At 58.1% G+C, this 24,650-nt stretch carries 21 protein-coding genes and 1 pseudogene; 12 read left to right on the top strand and 10 right to left on the bottom strand.

Features of this window, described 5'->3' with window-relative positions:
* Positions 1 to 139: 139 nt before the first annotated feature.
* From lgt to CJ255_RS04195, 6 genes and pseudogenes are all read right to left on the bottom strand, one after another.
* A complete protein-coding gene (gene lgt / locus CJ255_RS04215) occupies positions 140 to 988 on the bottom strand; it encodes a prolipoprotein diacylglyceryl transferase (protein ID WP_097642841.1) in 849 nt (282 codons plus the stop codon).
* Positions 989 to 1,159: 171 nt separating this feature from the next.
* A complete protein-coding gene (purQ, locus tag CJ255_RS04210) occupies positions 1,160 to 1,942 on the bottom strand; it encodes a phosphoribosylformylglycinamidine synthase I (protein ID WP_097642840.1) in 783 nt (260 codons plus the stop codon).
* An 11-nt stretch (positions 1,943 to 1,953) separates the two neighbouring features.
* Positions 1,954 to 3,357: a protein kinase domain-containing protein gene (locus CJ255_RS04205; RefSeq protein WP_245863176.1), complete on the bottom strand. Its 1,404-nt coding sequence runs from the start codon at positions 3,355 to 3,357 to the stop codon at positions 1,954 to 1,956.
* Positions 3,358 to 3,565: 208 nt separating this feature from the next.
* A pseudogene (locus CJ255_RS24320) lies at positions 3,566 to 3,886 on the bottom strand (peroxiredoxin family protein); the annotation flags it as partial.
* Between the two features lie 12 nt (positions 3,887 to 3,898).
* Positions 3,899 to 4,141 (bottom strand): hypothetical protein, encoded by a 243-nt coding sequence (locus CJ255_RS24315; RefSeq protein WP_245863173.1) that lies wholly within the window; start codon positions 4,139 to 4,141, stop codon positions 3,899 to 3,901.
* Between the two features lie 7 nt (positions 4,142 to 4,148).
* Complete coding sequence (locus CJ255_RS04195) at positions 4,149 to 4,604, bottom strand: SRPBCC family protein (protein ID WP_097642838.1); 456 nt, start codon at positions 4,602 to 4,604, stop codon at positions 4,149 to 4,151.
* A gap of 207 nt (positions 4,605 to 4,811) precedes the next feature.
* Here CJ255_RS04195 and CJ255_RS22460 point away from each other — a divergent pair, with 207 nt between their 5' ends.
* From CJ255_RS22460 to menC, 4 genes are all read left to right on the top strand, one after another.
* A complete protein-coding gene (locus CJ255_RS22460) occupies positions 4,812 to 4,952 on the top strand; it encodes an AAA family ATPase (RefSeq protein WP_165774562.1) in 141 nt (46 codons plus the stop codon).
* Positions 4,953 to 5,197: 245 nt separating this feature from the next.
* On the top strand, positions 5,198 to 6,154 hold the full coding sequence (locus tag CJ255_RS04190) for a hypothetical protein (RefSeq protein ID WP_097642837.1): 957 nt from the start codon (positions 5,198 to 5,200) through the stop codon (positions 6,152 to 6,154).
* Positions 6,155 to 6,375: 221 nt separating this feature from the next.
* Positions 6,376 to 7,413 (top strand): glutaminyl-peptide cyclotransferase, encoded by a 1,038-nt coding sequence (locus CJ255_RS04185; RefSeq protein ID WP_097642836.1) that lies wholly within the window; start codon positions 6,376 to 6,378, stop codon positions 7,411 to 7,413.
* 59 nt (positions 7,414 to 7,472) lie between these two features.
* The gene (menC, locus tag CJ255_RS04180; RefSeq protein WP_097642835.1) at positions 7,473 to 8,645 is read left to right on the top strand and encodes an o-succinylbenzoate synthase; all 1,173 of its coding nucleotides are present in this window, start codon (positions 7,473 to 7,475) and stop codon (positions 8,643 to 8,645) included.
* 172 nt (positions 8,646 to 8,817) lie between these two features.
* Here the strand turns inward: menC and CJ255_RS24065 are convergent, their stop codons facing one another.
* Complete coding sequence (locus tag CJ255_RS24065; protein ID WP_097642834.1) at positions 8,818 to 9,546, bottom strand: hypothetical protein; 729 nt, start codon at positions 9,544 to 9,546, stop codon at positions 8,818 to 8,820.
* Between the two features lie 185 nt (positions 9,547 to 9,731).
* Here CJ255_RS24065 and dnaX point away from each other — a divergent pair, with 185 nt between their 5' ends.
* The 4 genes from dnaX (at position 9,732) to CJ255_RS04150 (ending at position 13,985) form a co-directional block, all read left to right on the top strand.
* Positions 9,732 to 11,546, top strand: a complete 1,815-nt coding sequence (gene dnaX / locus CJ255_RS04170) for a DNA polymerase III subunit gamma/tau (protein ID WP_097642833.1) — start codon at positions 9,732 to 9,734, stop codon at positions 11,544 to 11,546.
* The gene (gene cobT, locus CJ255_RS04165; protein ID WP_097642832.1) at positions 11,543 to 12,598 is read left to right on the top strand and encodes a nicotinate-nucleotide--dimethylbenzimidazole phosphoribosyltransferase; all 1,056 of its coding nucleotides are present in this window, start codon (positions 11,543 to 11,545) and stop codon (positions 12,596 to 12,598) included. The genes dnaX and cobT overlap by 4 nt, the downstream gene beginning before the upstream one ends.
* Positions 12,599 to 12,600: 2 nt before the next feature.
* Positions 12,601 to 13,158, top strand: a complete 558-nt coding sequence (gene cobU, locus CJ255_RS04160) for a bifunctional adenosylcobinamide kinase/adenosylcobinamide-phosphate guanylyltransferase (protein WP_097642831.1) — start codon at positions 12,601 to 12,603, stop codon at positions 13,156 to 13,158.
* Positions 13,159 to 13,352: 194 nt separating this feature from the next.
* Positions 13,353 to 13,985, top strand: coding sequence for a 4-vinyl reductase (locus CJ255_RS04150; protein ID WP_097642829.1), 633 nt, complete (start codon positions 13,353 to 13,355; stop codon positions 13,983 to 13,985).
* A gap of 96 nt (positions 13,986 to 14,081) precedes the next feature.
* Here the strand turns inward: CJ255_RS04150 and CJ255_RS04145 are convergent, their stop codons facing one another.
* The 3 genes from CJ255_RS04145 to CJ255_RS22455 form a co-directional block, all read right to left on the bottom strand.
* Complete coding sequence (locus tag CJ255_RS04145; RefSeq protein WP_097642828.1) at positions 14,082 to 16,016, bottom strand: outer membrane protein assembly factor BamB family protein; 1,935 nt, start codon at positions 16,014 to 16,016, stop codon at positions 14,082 to 14,084.
* Positions 16,017 to 16,478: 462 nt separating this feature from the next.
* Positions 16,479 to 18,815 (bottom strand): serine aminopeptidase domain-containing protein, encoded by a 2,337-nt coding sequence (locus CJ255_RS24310; protein WP_245863172.1) that lies wholly within the window; start codon positions 18,813 to 18,815, stop codon positions 16,479 to 16,481.
* A gap of 96 nt (positions 18,816 to 18,911) precedes the next feature.
* Positions 18,912 to 19,262, bottom strand: a complete 351-nt coding sequence (locus CJ255_RS22455; protein WP_124681807.1) for a hypothetical protein — start codon at positions 19,260 to 19,262, stop codon at positions 18,912 to 18,914.
* A 38-nt stretch (positions 19,263 to 19,300) separates the two neighbouring features.
* On the opposite strand from CJ255_RS22455, the gene CJ255_RS04135 reads away from it, so the two are divergent.
* The 4 genes from CJ255_RS04135 to CJ255_RS04120 all read left to right on the top strand — a co-directional run bounded on the left by CJ255_RS04135 (position 19,301) and on the right by CJ255_RS04120 (position 24,550).
* On the top strand, positions 19,301 to 20,431 hold the full coding sequence (locus CJ255_RS04135; RefSeq protein WP_097642827.1) for a glycosyltransferase family 4 protein: 1,131 nt from the start codon (positions 19,301 to 19,303) through the stop codon (positions 20,429 to 20,431).
* A 266-nt stretch (positions 20,432 to 20,697) separates the two neighbouring features.
* Complete coding sequence (locus CJ255_RS04130) at positions 20,698 to 21,897, top strand: glycosyltransferase family 4 protein (protein ID WP_097642826.1); 1,200 nt, start codon at positions 20,698 to 20,700, stop codon at positions 21,895 to 21,897.
* Positions 21,894 to 22,808 carry a glycosyltransferase family 2 protein gene (locus CJ255_RS04125; RefSeq protein ID WP_097642825.1) on the top strand — a complete coding sequence of 305 codons (915 nt, stop codon included), beginning with the start codon at positions 21,894 to 21,896 and terminating at the stop codon, positions 22,806 to 22,808. The genes CJ255_RS04130 and CJ255_RS04125 overlap by 4 nt, the downstream gene beginning before the upstream one ends.
* 293 nt (positions 22,809 to 23,101) lie before the next feature.
* The gene (locus CJ255_RS04120; protein ID WP_097642824.1) at positions 23,102 to 24,550 is read left to right on the top strand and encodes a S9 family peptidase; all 1,449 of its coding nucleotides are present in this window, start codon (positions 23,102 to 23,104) and stop codon (positions 24,548 to 24,550) included.
* The last annotated feature ends 100 nt before the right edge of the window (positions 24,551 to 24,650 follow it).

The following is a 24,650-nucleotide window of genomic DNA, read 5'->3' as shown; positions in this document are numbered from 1 at the left end:
GATTGCAGATTGCAGATTGCAGATTGCAGATTGCAGATTGCAGATTGGAGATTGGAGATTGGAGATTGGAGATTGGAGATTGGAGATTGCCGAACATGGCATCTCAATGGGCGTTCGTCTTCTTGATCATGCGGCGTGTTCAAGGGTGATTGGTCATACGCCGTCGCTGGTTGATCACGAGCGCCACCACCCCGATCGCAATAAAGATCAAACTGATCACCTGAGCCATGCGCAGCGGGCCGAGGTAGAGGCTATCGAGGCGCAACCCTTCGATCCAGAAGCGCCCGGCTGAATAGATGATAGCATAGAGGAAGAGCAGATCACCGGGGCGTAAGCGCCGCTGCCCGGGGGGCGCACCATGGCCAAAACGCCGGTCGGCCAACAAGAGCAACGCCACCCCCATGAAGTTCCAGAGCGATTCATAGAGAAAGGTGGCATGAAAGAGCGTATCAATGGGATACTGCTGCATATCGGTGTAGGGCGGCAAACGGAAGGCCGGATCGATCTGTAGGCCAAAGGGTAACTCGGTCGGGCGTCCATAGGCCTCTTGGTTGAAGAAATTGCCCCAACGCCCAATCGCTTGCCCTAGCAAAAAACCAGGAATACAGACATCAACCCAATCCCAAAAGGGCAACTTCTGCCAGCGAGTATAGATCAGCACCGAGAGCAACGCGCCCAAAAAGCCCCCATGAATCGCCAAACCGCCCGTCGTCAGATTGGGAATACTCCACCAATTATGGGCAAAACGCTCCCACTCAAAGATGACATAGTAGATGCGCGCCCCAGCGATACCCAGGATCAAGCCAAGCATCAACTGATTCCAAACATGCTCAGGGTCATAGCCGCGCCGCAGCGCCCGCCCTGAAGCCAGATAGGCCGCAATCAGCGCCCCACTCATGATCAAAACACCGTACCAGCGTACAGCAATCGGCAGACCAAAAAGCGTAAAGTTGACCAGATAGGGATCGTCAGGTGGGTAAAGAATCATGCGTAGGAAAGAGGATTTAGGAAAGAGGATTTAGGATACGGCAGTTCAGGGGATGCGCAGTATCCCCCAAAGAACTTTTTTCTTTATGTGTAGCTAGGGAGTGCGAGGGAACCAGGTTCCCTCGCACTCCCTCTCCGTCAAAGAAAAAAGAGAGGTGTAAGAGCGTAGCCCCTACAGACTCACCGCATAGCGTACCGCATTGCGAAAGATAATCAAGCCGTCGCCATCATCGCGCCAGGGTTCGCGGGTCCAGCGGGGATGCTGTTGGGGTAAAATGGCGTTCTCTGGGTGGGGCATGAGGCCCAAGACGTTGCCTTGTTCGTTGCAGACGCCAGCGATGTTGTCGGTCGAACCATTCGGGTTGGCCGGGTAGCCTACAGGCACACCGGGTTCGGCGTAGTAACGCAGGGCTACCAACCCACGGGCCAAGAGTTCAGCCAGATCGGTTTCGCCCCGCAGCGCAATCCGCCCCTCGCCGTGGGCCACAGGGATCTCAAGTGGAGCAGCAAGGCCCTGCGTAAAGTGACAGGTGCTGCCAGGATCGGCCTCAAGCCGCACCCAGCGACACTCAAAGTGCGCCGAGGTGTTATGGGTCAGGGTGAGGGCTGGCTCACTATGACCCTCCCAGCCCGGTAGCAGGCCCGCTTTGACCAAAACCTGGAAGCCATTGCAGATGCCGATCACCGGACGCCCATCGGCCACAAAGCGTTGCAGTTGCTCACCCAAGCGATGGGCTAAATCTACCGCCAGGAGCTTGCCCGCCCCCAAATGATCGCCATAGGAGAAGCCCCCCGGAATGATGAGCATACCATAATCGGCAAGCTTCACGCGCTTGCGAGCAATGTGATTCACATGAACCCGTTCAGCAACGGCACCAGCAAGCGTACAGGCCAACGCGGCATCACGATCACGGTTGATGCCGGGGGCACGGAGAATAAGCGCACGAACTGTCATGATGGGTCAACCTAACTCCAACGGAATTCTATCTCAACCTCACCGATTTTAATCTGATCGCCTTGGCGCAGGCGCCGGGGCGAGCGCGGGGTGATTAGGATACCATTGAGCAGGGTTCCGTTGGTACTGCCCAGATCGGTGACGGTGTAAAAGTCACCATCACGCTGAATGGTCGCGTGGTGGCGCGAAGCGATACCCCGGTCGTGTTCAGCCAAATCCACTTCGGGATAATGGTTCTGGCGGGGGTCGCGCCGTCCGATGCGGACTGGCTGCTTACTCAGGTTCAACTCCCAGGTACGATGGGGCGAGCGTACCACGATTTTGGCCGCAGGCGGGCCGCTCAGTGGGGTGCCACAGGTAGCACAGAAGCGCGCCTGGGGTTTATTGACACGCCCACACTGGTGGCACGGCGGGTTCGTCTCTGCCGGACGCGGCGGCGGCGCTTGGGGCTGCGGTTGCTGCGGTTGGCGCTGCGGTTGGGCCTGCTGCGGACGCGGAGGGGCGGCAGCGGGCGGGGGGGCAGCAGGTGGTGCTGCGTGGGGCGTAACCATCACCGGACGCGGCGCAGGCGGCACATAGGGGCTATCCAAACATGCCTGGAGCGCCTGCTCCATCTCGGCGCCACTGGCGAAACGCTGCTCACGGCTCAAATCCATCGCCCGAATGATCACCGCCTCGGTGCGCTGATCCACCGAAGGATTCAACTTGATCACCGAGCCCTCCTGTGGCGTCTGGAGCGGCACCGGCGGTAGGTTGGTCAAGAGATGCAGCAGGGTTGCCCCCAAGGCATAGATGTCACTACGCGCATCGGTCTGACCACGGCCATACTGCTCTGGCGGCGCATAGCCCGCCGAGCCCATAGCAATCGTATCCTTCGCCTTGCCCTGCTTGTGGGTTCGCGCCACCCCAAAATCAATCAACTTCAACTGGCCTTCCGGGGTGACCATAATGTTCGACGGCTTCAGATCGCGGTAGATAATCGGCGGGCTTTGGGTATGCAGGTAGTGCAAAACGCGGCAGAGCTGAATCGCATACCCAAGGGCATCCGACTTGAGCAGCGGCGCATTCGCATCGCGCATACGATCCTCAAGCGTCTGCCCGGGCACAAACTCCATCACCATCGTCGGGCGGCCCTCGTGATCGAAGAGTTCAATCACCACCGGCAGACTAGGATGCTGGAGCGATTTCAGCAACAGGGCTTCACGTTCAAAGAGTTGGCGGCTCTCCACCAACTCTTCGGTCGTCAACTCACCCTGGGGCCGCATCTCCTTGAGCGCCCACATGGTCTGATCACTAGCACGACGAACCCGATAGACCGCGCCCATGCCGCCGCGGCCAATCAGGTTCAGCACGGAGTATTGTTCAGAGGCACCGTGTACCAGTGTGCCCGGCGTGAGCAGTTCCTGAATGATCACAACAAAGCCTTCGCCAGTTAGGGATGCTTGTACGTTACGCCTTCCGGCAGAGAGGGGAGGCTACGCCGCCCCCGCACCCCAACCGGGGGCTTGCTCAGATTATACCATGTGGCTTTCTGCAATACTGCGATACCTGCTCACACTTCTCCATTGTGGGAGGGATTTTCGGGGAGGGCTTTGCCCTCCCCGAACCCCTTTGCAAGATGCTTTATCCAACGAACGCAACCTGTTCCAGCAACGCTTCAGGGCTTGGTGGCGTAAAGACCACCGAGAAGGGCGCAACCCAACTCCAGCGAATGATCCCGCTGCTATCGATCACAAAACTGCCTGGCAGCGGCACCCCAAAGCCAGAACCCATCCCATAGCTGTAGAAGACCGACCACTCCGCATCGCTCAAGACCGGGAAGGGGGCGCGGAGCGTCTCAGCGACATAGCTCGTCATCTCAAGCTCAGTGCTACTCACCACCAACAGATGTACTTGGCGTGCCTCAAACTCATGGTAAGCTTCCCGCAAAGCATCCAGCTGCGGCGCGCAGTGCGGTCAGAAGAAGCGATCACTGACAATCCGCGTCAGATTCAGCACCACCGGACGCCCGCGTAGCGCACTCAGGGTTAGGGTACGGCCATACTCGATCTGCGGCCCCTCTGGGCCACTGATCATCTGCGCATAGGGCAGCGTAAAATCGGGGGCGAGCGTACCCACCTCGGGCACATGTGCAGGGCCACGGGGGCGCACAAATTCGCGCCGCCACTGGCCCGTCATAGGAATAAAGGGACGTGCCATAACAAACCTACCTCTCTTCACAAACCTGCTTAAGCCGCTGCATCTGCACCTGCGCATCCCAATCCATCAGAGGCCCAATCGTGAGTGGCCAGACCAGGCTGAGGCCAGGGATGCAGATATTGTACTCGATCCGATTCTGAATGAGCGTCTGGTCATTACCATGCTGCATCCAATGCCAGGCATCAAAGCCTTCCCAAAAGCCCCGAAAGGCCCAAAGAATCAAGCCAGGCCGTCGCTCATAGACGCTATAATGGGCCTCCATAAGCCGCCCTAAGCCCGTGAGCGTCAAGCGCCAACGGGCACCCTGCTCAAAGTGCCAACCATCCAACGGGGTAAATTGAACCGAGCGCGAAATCCAACGTACCATGCGATCATGTTCAGTCATCACCGCCTCAACCCGCTCCGGCGCGGCGTTCACGACGACGAACTCCTCCATGAGGTGGCGATAGGTGTTCTCTTGCATAGATGCAGTATACCCCTTGCACATACTTTTGTCCATAGTTTGCACGGACAAAGCAGAGCTACGGCAAATGGTGGTATAATGCCATTTCAGATTGTAGATTGTAGATTGTAGATTGCCGAACATGGCGTCCCAATGGGTTTTCGCGTTCTTGAGTATGCGACATATTCAAGGGTAATTGGTATAAATGCTAGAAGCTAGGAAATAGTCGTGAAAGCCATCATTCAAAATCTTGGCTCTGTAAGCGCAGCAGAGATTGAACTTAAACCACTCACCATTTTTGTTGGCCCAAACAATGCCGGAAAAACATGGACTGCATACACATTAGCTTCATTATTTGCTCCATGTTGAAGATACGAACCGTATTATTGATAAATTCTTCTTGCAAACAACAGATGCTTTTATCAAAAAATCAAATGTGTCAGTGCAACTTTTTGAGCATGGAACGAGTTGTCAAATACTTAATGAGGAAGGAATGGTAAATTGGGAAACTTTTGGTAATATTTCTGATCGCATTTCTCAAATCTATTTTGAATTGTAAATTAATCCTCTGTTCTCCTGTTCTCCTGTTCTCTTCCTGTCTCCCCAGAAAACCTATGTCCAACCCCCAAACTCTTCGTGCCCGGCTGATCAATTCTGACCATTTCGTTACGCTCTATGGAACGACGCCGCCGCGTGCCGATGCGCCACCTGAACGGGTGCAACTTGCCGCCGAGCGCTTGGCTGAACGCTTGCAAGGCTTACACCTGGATGGCTTGGTGGTCTATGATGTGCAGGATGAGCGTGAGCGCACGAGTGAGCCGCGCCCCTTTCCTTTTATCCCTACTGGCGATCCGCGTGCCTATGCGACGTTGCTGCATCGCTTGACCGGCCTTGAGGCGGTGACCTACAAGTGTGTGGTGAACTTTAGTGAGACGGAGTGGCTGGCATGGCTCAATGAGACGCTGGTGGACTATCAGGTTGCCTGCCTCTCTTTGGTCGGCGCGGCAACCCCCAATCCGCCGCCTGAAGCATTGGCAATTGATCGCGCTTTTGATCTCGCAGCAGCCCAGGTTGGTGGCCCTACCCTGGGTGGGGTGATGATCGCTGAACGCCACGCGCCTGGTTGCGATGAGAGCCAGCGTCTGCTCAATAAGGCGGCTCACGGCTGCCGTTATTTCATCTCCCAGGTGATCTATGAGGCGGAACCCACCCAGCGCCTGCTGCATGACTATCGCACGACGTGTGCTCAGATGGGTGTTCAGCCCCACCGCATTGTCCTCACCTTTTCGCCTTGTGGCCGCCAAAAGACCATGGAGTTTGTTAAGTGGCTCGGTGTCGCCATTAGTCCCGCTACCGAACGGGCGATTCTTGACGATCCAGCCCCTTTTAGCCGTTCTATCCAGATCTGCTGCGCTAATCTGCGCTCTATTTTGGATCAGGGCATCGCTGAACATCTGCCGTTGGGCGTGAATATCGAAAGTGTCTCGATCCACCGCGATGAGATTGAGGCTTCGATTGAATTGGTCCACGCTCTGCGTGAGACAGCAGCAGCCTATGGGTTGCGAGTATAAGGGAAGCGGATGTTGTTGTTTGCCCCGTTGCGTTGCCACCCTGGGAGAAGGTTTGTAGGAACGTTCCTGTTTGCGCCGTAGGTAGTGCCGACTTTAGTCGGCTCCCATCGCTGCCAAAGACCTCAGCCGACTAAAGTCGGCACTACGATGCCTGCGAATATGTACTATTCAGCATGACAGGCTGCTGGGATACGTAACAATTTCTGCTTCCCTAACACCTTATGCGACGGTTTCTCCTCCTGCTCCTGCCCCTGCTGCTGATCATAAGCTGTACGGCTACGCCGGTTGCTCCGGCAACGCCGCTGGCTGAGCAGGTGCTGCCACCAAGCCCGCTGCCAACGGCGACGCGGCGCATGCCTACGCCTACGCTGGCGCTGCCTACCGCTACGCATCCCCTGCCCACGGCTACGCCAACCCTGCCCATGGTTCCAGGGGTTGGCAATCAGTTGCGCCCGGTGGGTGCGCCGTTGCAAGCCTTCCATGTGGTGGCTCACTACCCCCATGATCCCACTGCCTATACCCAGGGTCTGCTCTATGCTGCTGAGGATACCCTGTACGAGAGTACGGGCTATTGGGAGGATTCTTCGTTACGTGAGGTTGATCTAACAACTGGCACGGTACGCCGCCAGGTGCTGCTCAATGAACTTATGCCGCCAGCCCCTGGCACACAAGCCCACTTTGCCGAGGGGCTGGCGCTGATTGGCGAACAACTCTTCCAATTGACCTGGCAGAGCGGTTTTGGCCTGATCTACGACCGCGCAACCTTTACACTCCAAGCCCAGTTTCGCTACCCCCCGAATGGTCGCCAATTCCCACGTGAGGGCTGGGGCCTCACGGATGATGGCAGCCAGTTGTTCATGAGCGATGGTACGGCGACGATCTACCGCGTCGATCCGCTCGCAACTAGTGCCAATAATGAGTTGGCGATCATCAGCCAGATCGAAGTACACGACGCCAATGGCCCGCTTACGCGCCTCAATGAACTGGAGTATATCAAGGGCGAACTCTATGCCAACCTCTGGCAGAGCGACCTGATGGCGCGCATTGATCCAGCCAGCGGGCGTGTGCAAGCCTACATTGACCTGAGTGAACTCCGCACGCTCCTACCACCCGGTGGTCGCCCCGAAGTGCTCAACGGGATCGCCTACGATCCAATCAACGACCGGCTCTTCGTGACGGGCAAATGGTGGCCGACGCTCTTTGAGATTAGCTTGGCACCAATGGCCCGTATCTTTCTACCCCATGTGCTGACGAGCTAAGACCAATGGCACGCCACGTTCGGCAATCTACAATCTACAATCTGAAATGGTATAATGTAATGCACATTCAATCCGTTGAACTCCGTAAAATCGAACTGCCCTTCATTACTCCTTTTGAGACGAGTGGCTGGCGTGAGGTGGCCAACCATGCCATCATCGTGCGTGTGCAGGCCGAAGGGTACGAAGGCTGGGGCGAAGCGCCAGTGAGCAGTGGCCCTTGGTATAACGAAGAGACCCAGGCGACCGCCTGGGTGATGGCGTGTGAACATTTGGCCCCCATGCTGTTAGCGCATGAACTGACTGGCCCTGAAGATGTTGCGACGCTCTATGCGCATGTACGTGGCAACCGTATGGCCAAAGCGGGCTTTGAGTTTGCGGTCTGGGATCTCTTTGGGCGTATACAGGGCCAGAGCCTCAGCACCATGCTTGGCGGAACGCGCCAACGGGTTGAAGTGGGGGTCAGTGTTGGCGTGCAACCCGATTTGGATACACTCCTCCAAGTGGTTGACGGCTATATCCAAGCGGGCTACCAGCGCGTCAAGCTCAAGATCAAGCCGGGCTGGGATTTAGAACCAACACGGCTCGTGCGTGAAACATGGCCCGACCTGCGCCTCCAGGTTGATGCCAACAGCATCTATACACTTGCTGATGCAAGCCATTTGGCTCATTTGGATGCCTACGATCTGCTGTTGATCGAGCAACCATTGGCCCATGACGATATTGTTGATCACGCCAAGTTGCAACGCCAGATCAACACCCCCATTTGCCTTGATGAGAGCATTGTCTCACCTGAGCATGCCCGTTGGGCCGTGGAACTACGCGCCTGTGGGGTGATCAACATCAAGCCCAGCCGCGTCGGCGGGTTACATGCGGCACGCCAGATTCACGATCTTGCCGCCACCGCCGGTATGCCAGTCTGGTGCGGTGGTATGCTCGAAACCGGCATTGGTCGGGCGGTCAATGTCGCCCTAGCGAGCCTGCCCAACTTCAGCCTACCGGGCGACATCAGCGCCAGCGAGCGCTACTTTGCGCGTGATCTTGTGCAGACGCCGTTTCGCCTCAACCCCGATAGCACACTCGCGGTGTTAGATCGCCCAGGCAGTGGCATCGAGGTGGACATAGCGTTGCTTGAGCAGGTCACGCGTGAGAAAGTGATCCTGAAGAGAGAGAAAGAACAGAGTTCCAGAGATATTCACCACAGAGGCACAGAGGGCATAGAGAGAGGGCACTGAGAGAAGGGAGAAGGAAGAAGGAACGGAGGGAATGGAAATGGCAGGCAATCAGACAGACGATTGCCCTACCTCAAACCTCTCTGTGTTCTCTGTGCCTCTGTGGTTCAATCCTCTGTACCTCTACCTCAAACCTCTCTGTGTCTCTGTGGTTCAATCCTCTGTACCTCTACCTCTACGGCCCGCGTACCACCACCGTCGCCGTAGGCGTCGTGGCGGCCAGTCCGGGGACTTCGCAGGTAAGCCGTTGAACCAGTTCCAACCCATGGCGTTCGCGCACCTCAATTGGGTAGATGCCAGGTCGTTCGGGGCCGATGCGGAGGGCAATGGTGTATGAACCGTCGCTGCGTGAGAAGGAGCCACCAACGGGTCGCTGGTCGAAGAAGGCGAGCAGAGCGGTGTTGGGTTCGGTTATACCGCTGATATTCACGGTAGCCCCTGGTTGGCAGATGAGCGGCGCGAGATCGTCTATGCTGGTGGGCGTAGGCGTTGGCGCATCAGCCGCATCAGCGCCATTGTTCGTATCAGCGCCATTGGTTGCAGTAAGCGTGGGGCTCGATGTTGGCGTTGGCGTTGCAGTGTTCGCCCCATTGGTTGCTGTTGCGGTTGGAGTTCCTGTTGCTGTTGCTGTCGCTACCGCCTGTTGCGGTGGTACAGCCGCTGCCGAAACAGGCGTATTGGTAGGGGTATTGCTTGCGGTGGGCGACGGGCTTGGATAGGGATTATTCGGCTGCGCCTGCGCCGTTTGGGTTGCAAAACAGTCCACATCCGAGATGCCTGGATAGGGACAAGTCATGCTCTGAGCAGTCATTGATTGGGTTGGTGCGCCATTCAGTACCATGAGTATCATACCAACCATGATGATCACAATGCTGAAGGGCCAAAAGAGACTACGTTGTGCCATAGGAGTGTGGGGTTTGGGGCGCAGCCCCAAGAGCGGGTTTTAGGGCGCCAGCCCTAAACGTAATATCTATGGGGCATAGCCCCAACTGTTACGTACCACTGTACCATAGTTAGCAAACCAGAACAATGACAATTCAGTGGTATAATTTGTTCCATAGACCATTGCAACGGGTTGAATGATCGCGTATGGCTTCACAATCGCTCTACCGCAAATGGCGCTCGCAGACCTTTGCCGAGTTGGTTGGCCAAGAGCACGTCGTGCAGACGCTGCGGAATGCGATCATGGAAGAGCGTGTGGCCCATGCCTACCTCTTCACTGGGCCGCGCGGGGTGGGCAAGACCAGTATGGCGCGGTTGTTGGCCAAGGCGGTCAATTGCCTTGCGACGGATGCGGCCCAACGCCCCTGTGGTAACTGTACCGCCTGTACGTCCGTCGCCGAAGGGCGGGCGGTGGATGTGATCGAGATGGATGCCGCCTCGAACACCTCGGTTGAGGATGCGCGCGAGTTGATCGAGCGTGTCCAGTTTCGCCCTGCCGAGCTGCGCTCCAAGGTCTATGTGATTGACGAAGCCCATATGCTCTCGACCGCAGCCTTCAATGCGTTGCTCAAGACGCTGGAGGAGCCGCCCGATCATGCCATTTTTATTATGGCCACCACCGAGGTGCATAAGGTTCCGGCTACGATTCTCTCGCGCTGCCAGCGTTTCACCTTTACACGCCATGGGGTGGCCAGCACGGCGGCCCATCTGCGCCGCATCGCGGAGTCCGAGGGCTTGAGTCTGGCTGAGGGCGCACCAGAAGCAATTGCCCGGGCGGCCACCGGAAGTATGCGTGATGCGCTGAGTGTGCTTGAGCAGTTGGCATCGTTTGCGAGCGGAACGATTACGCTCGAACAGGTGCATAGCCTCTTGGGGATGACCGCTGCCGCCGAAGTCTTTGCGTTGATTGAGGCGCTGCTGGCGAACGATACCGCCGCTGCCCTACGGGCGGTGGGGGGCGTGGCCGACCAAGGGGCTGATGTGCGTCAGTTTACCCGTGATCTGGTTGAACGGTTGCGTAGCCTGCTGTTGCTGATGGCTGGAGGCGATCATGCCCGCGCTGAGTTGGGTGACGATGAGCAGGAGTTGCTTGCAACCTGGGCGACTCAGGCTGAAGTTCCCCGCCTGCTCCATTGGATTAAACTCTTCAGTGGGTTGGACTACCAACTCCGCACGAGTCCCTATGGCCACCTGCCGCTAGAGTTGGCGGTGGTTGAAGCTCTGGTGACGAGCCTACCTGCACAGGTTGGAGCGGCACCTGTGCGGGCTACGCCCCCCAGCCCGCCCCCGCCATTGCCCGCACGCCCAACCCGTACAACAGCGCCGCCCCCACCTGCTGCTGCGCCTGTCCAGCCCCGCCCACAGCCGCCAAAAGAGCCGGTCGCCCCACCCCCTGCACCTAGTGCAGCGCAGCAGGAAATCACGGCACCAGCAGCAACAAGCCCATCTGAAGCCCCAGCGCCACCTGCTGAGAGTGAAGACCTCGCCGAGCAAGTGGCAACACCAGGAGCAGCGCAGCGTAGTGCGCCACCAGCATTGCCGCCACGCTCCGCCGCATTGGCCGCCGCAGCCAATGCCGACTTCTCGATGCTCGAGCGGCTCGAAAACCATTGGGAAGATATTAAGCGCGATGTGCGCCCACATAGCCCCTCCGTACAGGCATTGTTGCATGGGGCGCGTCCAATTGATGTTGAGGGCCATACGGTTGTCTTATTGGCCACCTCGCCTTTTCACAAAGATAACCTTGAAAAACCGCAGAATCGGCGTATTATTGAACAGGTATTAAAACGCTACCTGGGTGCAACCTACGCCATGCGTTGTACGATTGAAGATCGCGCCGAAACACGCGAACGCGATCTGCGTGGGCAGATCCGCGAAGCCCGTCAGGATGAGCTTGTGCGTGCTGCTATGAATATCTTTGAAGCTCATATTGTAGACATTGAGCCTGAGGAGCAACCATGAGTCTATTGGCTACCACCATCGCCCAAATTGGCCCACTCGATCAGAACGCGCTTGAAGCAGCGCGTGCCCGCCAAGATCAATTGACCAAACCACAAGGTTCGCTCGGTCGCCTTGAGCAGTTGGCGCTCCAGATTGCCGCTATTACTGGTCAATCCCGTCCACGCTTGTCGAACCCTGCGGTAGTCGTCATGGCCGCTGATCACGGCATTGCACGCCAAGGGGTGAGTGCCTTTCCGATGGAAGTGACGCCCCAAATGGTGCTCAACTTTCTCCATGGCGGTGCGGCGATCAATGTATTGGCCCGCCACGTTGGGTCTCAGGTCGTGGTTGTAGACATGGGGGTGGCCAGTGATTTACCGCCCCATGCCGATCTACGGGTGCATAAGCTGGGCTATGGTACCAACGACTTTAGCCAGACTGCCGCAATGAGCCGTGAACAGGCCAAAGCCGCACTCGAAACCGGGATCACGGTGGCCAATGAGTTGATTGATAGTGGCATCGATCTCATAGCTACTGGCGATATGGGGATTGGCAATACCACGGCCTCTAGCGCGATTGTGGCTGCAATCAGCGGCCAGCCAGTGGCGGAGGTGACGGGGCGTGGTACCGGATTGGACAATCAGGGCTTACAGCGTAAAATAGCACTGATCAGTGCTGCCTTGGAGTTGCACCAACCTGATCGCCACGATGGTCTGGATGTCTTGGCGAAAGTTGGCGGCTTTGAACTTGGAGGACTAGCCGGGGTGATGATCGGCGCAGCGGCACGGCGCGTGCCGGTGGTGGTTGATGGCTTTATTTCTGGTGCAGCCGCTCTGATTGCCTGTACCGTTACGCCAAGCCTGCAACCCTACTTGATCGCCGCCCATCGCTCGGTTGAACGGGGCCACCAAGCGATCTTTGGTCAGCTTGATCTCGAACCGCTACTCGATCTCAATCTGCGCCTTGGTGAAGGCACTGGCGCGGTCTTGGGTTTCTCGCTCTGTCAAGCGGCATGTAAGGTCTTGGATGAGATGGCAACCTTTGGTGAAGCTGGAGTCGCTGATAAGGTGTAGGTGTGGTAACCTTCTTCACAGGTGGTGTGCGCAGTGGCAAGAGTATGTGGGCTGAACAGTATGCTGCCGATCTCGGTGGCCCAGTACTCTATCTTGCTACGGCTGAAGCGCGTGACGACGAAATGCGTGAGCGTATTGCTCGCCATCAGGCCCGTCGTCCGAGCACATGGACTACCCGTGAAGAACCATTGGCGGTCGCGTCCGTGTTGGGTGAACAGCCAGCAGGCACGGTTGTCTTGCTTGATTGCCTCTCACTGCTGGTGACGAACCTCCTCTTAGCGTATGAAGCTGATCCTGAACCAATGGTGGAGAAGGAAATTCATGCGCTCCTTGCTACCGTTTGGGCCCGCAAGCTACGTTTGATTGTGGTAAGCAACGAAGTAGGCATGGGCATCGTGCCGACCTACCCCTTGGGACGGAGCTATCGTGACCTGTTAGGATGGGCCAATCAGCGTATCGCTGGCGCTGCGGCTGAAACCTATCTGGTGGTCTGTGGTATTGTAGTAGATGTAGGAAAACTCGAGGCGGGGTGGGCCCGTAAACTCCGCCAAGGTGGTTGATGATTGTGGTAGTATGGCAACGGGGCACAACGGCGCAAGGAGGCAAGGGCGTGAAGATGTCGAGCCAAACCATCCCCACAATGTTGAGAAAACTGGCAGCATGGGATGGCAAAATTTTGCGAAACGTTGTAGTATCGTACAGAGGACTCAGCGTCCGGGCAGTGGCCCGGCTTGATTGAGGAGCAGGCACGGACATGAGCAGCATCGAAGATTTTCGCGGCCTGACCTACATGAATAAGATCGGCCACCTCTATTGCCTCTCGCTCGAAGAGGTGATGGGTGCCAATGGCGTAAAGGCTGTGCTGCGCCTAGCCGGTCTGCCAGAGTACATTGAAGCCTACCCACCAAGCGATTTTAAGCGCAGCTACCCCTTTGAGGCTCAGGCTGCCACATCGCAAGCACTGCACACGATGTATGGACCGCGTGGCGCTCGCGGCCTCGAAATGCGCGCCGGACGGGTCGCGTTCAACTTGGGCCTGCGTGAGTTTGGCCCCCTGTTGAGTGTCTCTGACCTCGCTATGAAGTTGATGCCGCCCTCGATGAAGTTGAAGATTATCCTGAATGCGGTGACTCAGGTTTTTGATCGGTTTACCGACCTTAACCCGCATATTAAAGAGGATAAGGGTCACTTCATGTACCACATTACGCAGTGTTCAAACTGCCTCGGACGCGATCCCGCCCCGAACTTCTTCTTGGCGCGTGGGATTCTCGAAGAGTCGACTGCGTGGGCGAGTGCGGGTAAACGCTTCATTGTTGAACAGTGTACCTGCATGGGCCAAGGTGCTGAAACCTGCGCCTTCAAGATCGATAAGGAACCGGTCGAGTAAAACGAGCGGCGAGGGTTTTCAACCCTCGCCGCTCGCAGCAGTGGAACCAGATTCCGTTGCGGTTTGGCGGCCTTGCCGCCAAACCGCAACGGAATTTTAGCGCGGCGCAAGCGCCACAATCGCTCCGTCGCTGCTGCGCCAGTAGAGTACCCCGCCGTCAAAGATTGGCCCGCGTACCGGCGGGTGCCAGAACATGTCGTAGACGTTACGATCATGGGCGTAGAGGTAGAAGCCGGGATCGAGCCAGTAGCCATCGCCGGGCGGGTTGTGACCCTCGGGGCAGAAGCGTTCATCCGCGATGCGTCGGCTGCATTGGTGTGCCGCCATTGTGTTGCTTACCGAAAGGTACTCTTGGCTGGGAATGGGGTTCTCGTAACGATCCCCGCCAATGCTCCGATCCGGGATGCGAATCGAGCCGAGCGACATCCAGTGACCGTGGAAGAGGACATTGCCCACCATGGTCAATGGCCCCTGCTCATCGGTGGGGAAGCGGATGGTGCCTTCGTTCTTGTAATCCTGGATGAAACGAATGCGCCCCGTGTTCAGATCCATCTCCCCAAAGGTCGTATCTTCGCGCCCATCGCAGTGGGCCGCCGAAAGGCGGCAGACATCGCGGTTGCGCCAAAGCAGATAGGCCACGTCGCTGCCGTCGGGCAGGCGGCGTACCACTGCGGCTGGCGGCGCGGAGTAGTAGTATGAGCCGTTGCCCATAGCCCCGCCGAGTAGCGGCGGCGTAAAGCGCGGCTGGCCTGTCGCAAGGTCGAGGACAAAGAAGGACTCATAGCGCGGGTTTTGGGCAATGTACTGGCGCGTCTGCTCCTGATCCGAATAGGCGCCTCCGTCGGGTGTCCAGGTGAGATACCAGTTAAAGTGGGAGCGCACGATCACCACGCCCGCCGCTTCGGCGACGACCGGGTAGACATCGGGGAAGCGCCGTTCGGGGCGAGTGGGGCGCTCCGGGCGGGGCGAGGAGTTGACCTGGGAGCGCCAGGCGCGGCTCCCGTCGGCAACACGCACGGCATGGACGTAGCTATCTTCTGAGGGGAAGATGATCAGCCCGCCTTGGGCGGCGCTATAGGCCGAAGATGCGTAGAGCGGTGCGCCCGCGTTGTAGCTCCAGGCTTGGCTCATATCGCTCAGATTGACTGCAATCAGGCGGCCAGCGGCGTTGCCCACATAGGCCCGTTCGCCCACCAGTAGCACAGCACCCTCAATGGCACTGCCCGTATCCAATTGGCCCAGGATGGCCCCATTATCGGCACGCAACTTCACGAGTTGCCCGTTGGTCGAGGCGAAATAGACCGCTTGGGTGACGGGATCGTAGGCACCGACATCAAGGATGCGCCCGCCCACATTCTGGACCCAAACCTCGCTCCCATTGGTCGCACTGATCGCCCGCACATTGCCTTCACGATCACCGAAATAGAGCCGCCCCGCGCCAATCACCGGGGCCACACTATCGGGCAGGCGCACATGGTTGGCACTAGGCCCGCCACTCTCGGTTGGGCCATTCCAGATCCAGAGCAGACGCCAATCGCGGTTGCGCTGCTCCATGCCACCAGTGGGAGCGGGCAGTTCCGCCTCAACAAAGTGGGTGCGCTGCGGATTGCCGCCCAACTGATGCCAGCCTGTCGTCACTGGCCCCGGATCGGGCGCAGTTGGCGTTGCGGAGGGGGTAGCCGTAGCCGCTGGCACCCTGGTGGGTGTCGCTGTGGGCGGAACATCCCCAACGCGCGTGGGCGTCACTGTGGGCGGGACATCCCCAACGCGCGTGGGCGTCGCTGTGGGTGGGATGGGTGTCACCGTACCTGCGGCCACCACAAGGGGCAAAAAGACCTGCTCAGAGCCAGAGGTAAGCTCGGCACCTGAGCCACTTGTTGCAGGTACAGCAGTTGGTATGCCCTCCTCTGGAGGGCTGGTAGGCGTTGTTGCACGGACACCTGATTGCAGTGTATAGGCAATCAGCATCAATGCAACCAGCACAACGACAATGGGCACGAACTTGATCCATTTGGACAACGTTGGGGCCATGAGTTCCTCCGTAGGGTGGGCGAAAATGCGATAGCCGAAAGCGTGAACCATTTGAAGGGGTTTCAGCTTTACCGTCGTAGTGCCGACTTTAGTTGGCATCCGGGGGGTGTCGGCGACCTCAGCCGACTAAGGGAAGCAGAAATTTTTAATTACCCCAGCAGCCTGTCATGCTAAATAGTCCATGGGCGGTCATCGTAGTGCCGACTTTAGTCGGCTGAGGTCTTTGGCAGCGATGGGAAGCCGACTAAAGTCGGCACTACCTACGGCCTCTCAGGGTGGCAACGCAACGGGGCAATCAACAACATCCGCTTCCCTAACGTCGGCACTACCTAGCGGCATGTTATAGGACTTTGGGATGCCATGGATGGCCCTCACCTGTTCCCCTGTTCCCCTGTTCTCCTGTTCTGCCCATTCCCCTGTTCTGCCCGTTCCCCTGTTCCCCTGTTCCTCTGTTCCCCCGTTCTACCCATCCACCTGCTCCTCCATCCATGCCAACAGGCTCGCCATAGCGCCGCGATGGAAGCGCGTCGCCCACGCGGGATCGTCCCAGTCTATGGGGCCGTCGCTGATGTCGAAGAGGGTATGTTCGGCTTGCTCGGCGATATACAGGCTGGCTCCGTAGGGCCAGGTGGCTTGATGTGCGGCGACTGCATCAGGGCCGATGGACTGCAACTCTGGTTCACTGTCGGCTACGATGACATGCACGGGCGCAGCGATGTTGGTGATCGCCTCGGGGTTGAGTAGGCTTGAGAGGAGTGCGACGGCTTGAGGGGGGTGAATGGCTTGGTAGGCGGCGAAATCTTCGGCGAGATACTGGGTGCCAATGCTTTGGGCCACGATAAAGACGGGCAACCCGGCCATGTCGGCCTCTTGGGTGGCGGCGGCGTAGGCTGCAAGGGCATCACTGGCTTCACAGCAGCCATAGGTACCGCCACTGGCACCATTGCCACGTTTGTCGAAACGGAAGACCGCGTAGCCTGCGGGTAGGAGTTGTTCAGCCATGTAGGCATAGCTCTCACGATCTACCGGCCCTGAGTGGTGAATAATCACCACGAGGGCGCGGGGTGGGGCCACATGGGGCAGGTTCAACGCTCCTACGAGGATTGTGCCATCATCGGTAGTAAAATGCAACTCGCGCTGTTCGCTACTCAGCTCGGTGAGCGCGTCGGGCGACTGGGCGCTGGCCTCAACCGCAAAGATACTGACCGCACCTTGAGTAAAGACCGGTTGCAACGAAGGGGCTACGCTGGCCAACTGTTCACGCGGGGCATCCTGTTCACGCACAATCACATAGTTGACCCCATAGCGGGCAAAGACGGCCTGCCGTTCATCCTCAGAGGTTGCCGGATCAAGCACGGTTGCTGCCAGGGCGCTCTTCGTAAAGAAATCGAGCGTACCAGCCCAGTGGGCCAAAAAGGCGTGAGCATCGCTCCAGACCGGCACATGCTGATTGATCTCAAGCGTACCAAGCACCACATCGGTGCGACTGGTATGCTCACCAAGCCATGTGAGCGCAGCAACCTCATCTTGGCTCAAATAGAAGGGATGATCGTGGCGGCTCAGGTCGTAGAAGCGCCAGGCAAAGATATAGACATTGGTAATCAGACAGAGGCCCACAACCGTTGCAAAAACAACAGGTGCCTGTTTGGGTATACGGGCACGCAACCAAGGCCCAAGTTGCGTCTGGAGCGCCCGAGCGGCGAGGATAGCAATGGGCAACTGCCAGCCGAGCAACAGGTGGATCTGGAACTTCACGGGCAGGTAGGCCAGCACAAAGTGGGCAAGGAACCAGATGCCTACCAAGATTTCGCTATCATCCTGGCTACGCAGCATGCGTGGGCGGAAGGCCAGCAGCGCCAAAAAGAGTGGCACCCCCATCAAGATGGCCAAATGCAACGGTGGCGGAGTCCATGCCCCCGCATTATCAAACTGATCCAACTTCCCGCCCCAGGTCGGATCGGTAAGCACGAGGTAGGTCAGATAGGCGGCAGGTGGGATGCTCCAGACCGCAATAATCAGCGCTGTTTTGCCCAGAAAGAGCGGGAATTTGCGGTCACGCCACCAGATCAGCAGGCCCCAAAGCCCAAGCACGCTATAGATCGTAAGCAGATCATAGGCGTGTTGCAGGCCCACGAGGGCTGCAAAAAAGCCCGCAGCCATAGCGTAGCGCAATTGTTGACGCTGCTGGGCATAGAGCGTCAGCCCAATCACTGCCAGCACGAGGGCGAGGGCAATTCCAAAGTGGGGAAAGGCGAGGGCAATAAAGAAGCTATTGGGTTCCGAGGTGTAGAGATCGAAGGGAAAGGGCACATCGGGCAGACCTTGCCAATACTTCACAAAGACCCAGATAACGCCCAAGCCGCCCCCGAAGCTAAAGAGCAGCATAGCCCAACGACGCTGAAGCGCATCGCGCTGCATAATGTGGATTGAGGCAAAGGCAACCGGGAAGAGAAAGAGGATCGCCAAGACCCGTAGGGTGCCAAAAATAGCAGCGTGGCTCAGATCAAAGAGCGCCCCAACCCGTCCAGCCACCAGCCAGAGCAGATGGAAGAGTGCGGGATCGTTGGGTTCAGGCGTAAGCCGATTGGGAGCAAGCTGCTCATGCTGCAGATCGCGCATCCACGCAAAATACTGATTATGGTCGGGAATATTGTAGAACACCCCGGTAAAGACGCGATCAGGCGGGGTACTCAGGTAGGCATAGAGCGCCAGACTCATACTGAGCAACAGGATCAAGGCCACGAGCAGAGCCGCAACACGCCATTCAGATTCAGCCGATGAGCGCGAAGGAGTAGACATAGGCAAGTACCTCGTAAGGAAAGAGCAAATAGCAGCAGACTAAAGTCGCCACGCTTTGAATTGTGAAGCCGAAACCAGTCTCAGAGACATTATGGCCTAAGTGGGGCCGATATGCCAAAAAAACTCTTTTTGTTCCGTGTTGGTGGCTTCGCCGCCAACACGGAACAAAAAACAGGTTGTTAGCGCGAAAAAGCCTTGGGTTGGCAGGCGACCTCGCGGTGGCTTCGACAGGCTGGTTTCGGCAGGCTCAACCACCGAGCCACCGCGCCGCTGGCTGAGCCTGTCGAAGCCAAGCGGCGCGGCCCAGAGCTTTTTCGCGCTAACAACAGGTTTTGGGGTGTAGCCCCAGCATTGATTGGAGGTGGTATACTTCTCTTTGGAAAGGATACAGAAACGAGAAGATAGAAAATAGTTTTGCGGCATCAGGATGCACTGAAATGCCTCCAAGCTGCAATACCAATTACCCTACCCCTCAAAGGTTCTCTATGCGTATCGGTATCGATATTCGCTACCTCTCCCACGCGCTTGTTGGTGGTGTGCATTATTATGTAAAGCACCTTGTTCCAGCGTTGTGGGAAATGGGAAGTGACCATGAATTTGTCCTCTATGCCGATCGCAAGGCAGCGTTAGAGCTTGAGCAGTGGCCTCGTCATGTGGCGGTGCGCTACCTAGATTACCGCAATGGGCTATCGAGTGTAGCCAATGATCTGCTGCTCTTGCGCTGGGCTATGGCCGCCGATCGGCTCGATCTGGCCCATTTTCCAGCCAACTATGGCTTTGCGCCCCCAGGCGTCGCGGGGGTGGTGACGCTCCACGATGAGATTAATATTATGCCGCTGCCCGCGATTCTGGGTGGCCACGCGAAACAGCCGCGCACGATGGCCATGATGACCTACCTGCACTTCGTGAGTCGCCTGACGCTTAGGCGAGCCGCCGGGCTCCTGACCGTCTCGCAGTATGCGCGCCAGCAGATTCTGCGCTACACCCCCCGCTTCCCGCCGGAACGCATCGCGGTGACCTACCACGCCCCTCCGCCCGACCTGCGGCGCATCGAAGCCGCCTCCGTCCACGCGGCCCTGCGCGAGCGCCACGGGATCACGCGGCCCTACCTGCTCGCCGATGGGCTTAAGAATCCGGCGGTGTTGGTGCGTGCCTGGCAGCATCTGCCTGCCGAGCTACGCGCCAACTACCTGCTCGTCTTTTTTGCCCGCAGGCAACCTTGGCCCGCTGTGGATACGGCGGTTCAGGCCGGGTTTGCACGCTTGCTGCTGCGCCCGCCCCGCGATGACCTGCTGACCCTCTTCAGTGGGGCTGAAGCGTTCCTCTTCCCTTCATGGATCGAAGGCTTCGGCATCCCGCTGCTTGAGGCGATGAGCTGCGGTGCCCCAGTGATTGCCTCGGATCGCGGCGCGATCCCCGAAGTTGTCGCAGATGCTGCGCTACTCGCCGATGCCGAAGATGAAGTCGCCTTCGCGCAGCACATCACCAGCGTGCTACGCGATCAGGCCACCGCTGAACGCCTACGTACCCGTGGCTACGCCCGCGCCGCCCAATTCTCATGGCCGCAAACAGCACAGCAGACCCTAGCGGCCTATGAGCGAATGAGGAACAGATGAACGGAGGAACGGAGGAACGGAAGAACAGAGGAACAGAGGAACGGAGGAACAGAAAACATGTTTGTTGCTGTTAGGTAGTGCCGACTTTAGTCGGCTAAGGTCGCCGACAATCCCCTGATGCCGACTAAAGTCGGCACTACGAATATAGATCTGAAAATGTGTTCCTGAAACCATCCCTAAATACAAAACCCTCTGTGCCCTCTGTGCCTCTGTGGTGAAATTCTCTGTGTCCTCTGTGCCCTCTCCACCCTCCGAAAGGAGCCCCTATGCGCCTGCTCGTCCTCTCTACATGGTGGCCCGAACCTGCCGATAATGGTTCGCGCATGCGTATTATGCACCTGCTGCGGGCCTTGAGTGTGCGCCATGAACTGCATCTGCTTGCCTTTAGCCAAGGGCCGCCTGAGAGTGTTCAACATGCTGAACTGGATGGTATGTGCGCTTCAGTGCAAGCCTTTGCGCGCCCTGGGCGACCGCTCACGACCGCCGACCGGCTCAAGAGTCTGGTGGTGAGTACCCCCGCTTCGGTGCGGGCCACATGGAGCGCCCAGTTTGCCCAAGCGGTTACCAGTGCAGCGGCGCGTCTGCGCCCTGATGCGGTGCTGGCCCTTGAGATTGATGTTGCACCCTATGCCCGGCTGGTGCAGCGTACCACGCGCATCCTCGAAGATCTTGAACTCAACTTTATGCTCCAGCAGTATCGCTTGCACCGTGCGCCCCATAAGCGCCTGCGCTATCTGTTGACTGCGCTCAAGCATCGAAGTTATGTACGGCAAACCCTGCGCGACTTCGCAGCAGTGACGGTGGTGTCATCCGATGAAGCGCAGTTGGTGCGTGCGATCATGAGGGAGCAGCCGGTGCGGGTGGCGGTGGTGCCCAATGGGGCTGATGTGGCCGGGAGCAGCGCGTACCAGTATGAACCTGATGCGGATACGCTGATCTACCCTGGGGCGTTGGCCTACCATGCCAATTTGGATGCGGTACAATTCTTTTTGCATGCCATCTTCCCCCTGATTCAGCGCGAGCGCCCGCAGACGAAGCTGCGGATCACTGGGCGCAACACCGATGAGCAGCGGGCGGCGTTGGGATCGGCTGAGGGACTTGAATTTACTGGCTACGTGGCCGATATTCGCGCCCTGATTGCACGTAGTAGCGTTGAGGTGGTACCCTTGCGCCAAGGGAGTGGCACGCGCCTCAAGATCCTTGAGGCTTTGGCCGTCGGTACACCTGTGGTGAGTACGCGCAAGGGTATGGAGGGGCTAGAACTGAAAGCGGGCGAACACCTGATGGTGGCCGATACCCCCCATGCGTTTGCCCAAGCAACCCTGACTCTGCTCAACGATGTAGAGCTACGCCAGCGCCTGAGTCAGGCTGGAAAACAGGCTGTAGCCACGCGTTACGATTGGCGTACTATCGCTGCCGATTTTTGTGCATTGGTTGAAGAGAGCGTCCATAAGGAAGTTTCATGAGCCACATTCCACTCGATCTCGCGATTATCATCGTGAGTTGGAACACGCGCACCATGCTGCTCGCTTGCCTCGCGGCCCTTCCGGCTGCCGTAGGCAAGCTCGAACACGAAATCTGGGTGGTAGACAATGGCTCCCACGATGGCAGTGTAGAGGCCGTAGCGCACCACTTTCCGGCAGTGCATATCATTGCCAACCAGCAAAACGTTGGCTTTGCAGCCGCCAACAACCAAGCCATGCGGGTCAGTAGTGGCCGCTACGTGCTGCTGCTCAACAGCGATACGATTGCCTATCCGGGCAGCATCGAGCAATTGGTGCGCTTCGCCGATAACCAACCGCAAGCCGGGCTGGTCGGCGGGTTGCTGCTCAACCCCGATGGTTCGTTCCAATACTCCTTTGCCGATTTTCCCTCCTTGAGGAGTGAACTACTCAGCGCGAGCGGTCTAGGCGAACGGCTGATCTTTCGCGGTTTTCCGAGCTATCCGCCCCAACAGAGCCAAATCGTGCGCACCGTGCAGGTCATCCCTGGTGCCTGTATGCTCGCCCGCCGCACCGCCGTGGATCAGGTGGGCTTGATGGACGAAGGCTACTTTATGTATAGCGAAGAGCCCGATTGGTGCTTGCGTATGCAGCGGGCGGGCTGGCAAGCCTGGTATCTGCCCACAGCGCGCATTCTGCACTACGGGGGCCAAAGTACCCGCCAGGTCAAGGTCGCCATGGTCGAGGCGCTCTATCGCAGCAAAGTGCGCTTCTTTCGTACACACTACCACCGTCTCTATGCGCTCTTCTTTGCAATCAGTCTGTGGAAAATCCTATGGTTGCGCTGGATCGTGCGTGGTCTCATCCTGCGTCAGGCCGTCGGTGCGCCAATGAGTTGGCGCAAACTCTGGGGGCGGCAACGCCCGATCAGGTAGAGAGTTTAGAGATACAGAGAGTTTCACCACAGAGGCACAGAGAACACAGAGAGGTGTGAGGTGTGTGCTACAGCAAGCAACATCCATAGCCCGCCCTCATATATCAAAACTCTGTGCCCTCGGTGCCTCTGTGGTTCAATCCTCAGAGGCACCGAGAACACAGAGAGGTGTGAGGTGTGTGGTACAGCAAGCAACATCCATAGCCCGCCCTCATATATCAAAACTCTGTGCCCTCGGTGCCTCTGTGGTTCAATCCTCCGTACCTCTGCTCGCTCACCAGCCGAAAGGCCCCTATGCCTCGCTCGCGTCGCCCCTTTACGGCCCATGATTGCCTGCGGCTCCAAGCCTGTAGCGATCCCCAATTGGCCCCTGATCGCAGGATGCTTGCCTGGGTACGCACTTGGGCCGATGCGGAACGCAATGGCTATCAAGCGCAACTGATGCTTACCTCGCTGACCAGCGGCACGAGTCAGGCGCTCACCGCTGCGCCGCTGGTTGCCGCCCAGCCGCGCTGGTCGCCCGATGGCCAAACGCTGGCCTATGTGGCCACTACACCGCGCAGCAGTGCCCCGCAACTCTACACCATCCCGGCGAGCGGCGGTACGCCACGTCAACTCACAACTATCCGGGGTGGCGTCGTTCAGCCCACATGGTCACCTGAAGGCCAGAGCATCAGCCTCCAACCGCTGGTCTACCCGCCGCCCCCACCTGCTGCGACGCCCTACGAGCGCTTCACCCGCGATATTCTGGTGACGCAACAACCCCTGGTGGCCCATCAGTCATGGGGCCAGCCAAGCCATTGCGTGGTCGTAACGCTGCACGGAGAGCCCAAGGTGAGCATCATACCAATTACCTTGGAAGATGCCGCATTATCAAGAACGCTAACGCCCATTGAGACGCCATGTTCGGGAATCTGCAATCTGCAATCTACAATCGTAAATGGCATCAGCCCGTGCCAAGCCCCAGCAGTCGCAGCGTCCCAAGCTTACACCTGGCCCAGCATTGGTGATCAGATCATGCTTGCGGCCTGTCATGACACAGCGGGACACGCACTGATTGCACTCCTAGCCGACCAGTTCAACCCTGGTGATCTCTACCTGCTCCATGCCGACACGGCAGCCCAGCGGCTCACGACGCTCAACGCGGGGCTGCTGAATGAACTCCTGCTGGCCCCTTGCTTACGCTTCAGCCACAGCAAGACCCAAGGCTGGGTCATTCCCCCGCAGGGCTATTGCAGCGGGCAGCGCTACCCCGCCATCCTAGATCTGCGTCCGCACCCGCCGAGCTTCAAGCCAGCCTGGCAAACCTACGCAGCCCAAGGCTACGCAGTGATCTGTGGAGAGGGTGTAGCGCATCAAGCAGCCTTTGAGCTTGTTGCAGCCGCCTGTGCTAGCTACCCCTTCATTGATCCCAAGCGCATCGTTATTATTGGTGGCCCCGACGTGGTGCATGTAGCTGAAACGCAGCCTACATACCCTCTGATTGCCGATTGTCGCCAGCAGCCGCACCTCACCCCTGAATTACACCTCAAGGCCAAGCCCAGAGCAACCCTTGTGCTGGCTACCAGCAACCACTACGCTGGTGAACAACTCTACACCAGCCTGGGGCAACGCGGCGTCGCCGTCGAGCTTGTGCGCTTGCCAAGCACCAACCACCCCCTGCTGCCCGCACTGCGCCCTTGGCACCACGTTTTTGCGCTCGAACGCTGCCTCGCATGGTTGAACCGTGCAGGGGGCTTGTAGCGGCGGTAGGCGACCCGCTGGGCCGTCTCGGCCCATCCTAATACCATTTACGATTGTAGATTGTAGATTGTAGATTGCAGATTGCCGAACATGGCGTCCC

It is taken from the genome of Candidatus Viridilinea mediisalina (genome assembly GCF_002532535.1).
GTDB lineage: Bacteria > Chloroflexota > Chloroflexia > Chloroflexales > Chloroflexaceae > Viridilinea > Viridilinea mediisalina.
Note: the sequence above shows the minus strand (reverse complement) of the source record. Positions and strands in the feature narration are given on the sequence as shown.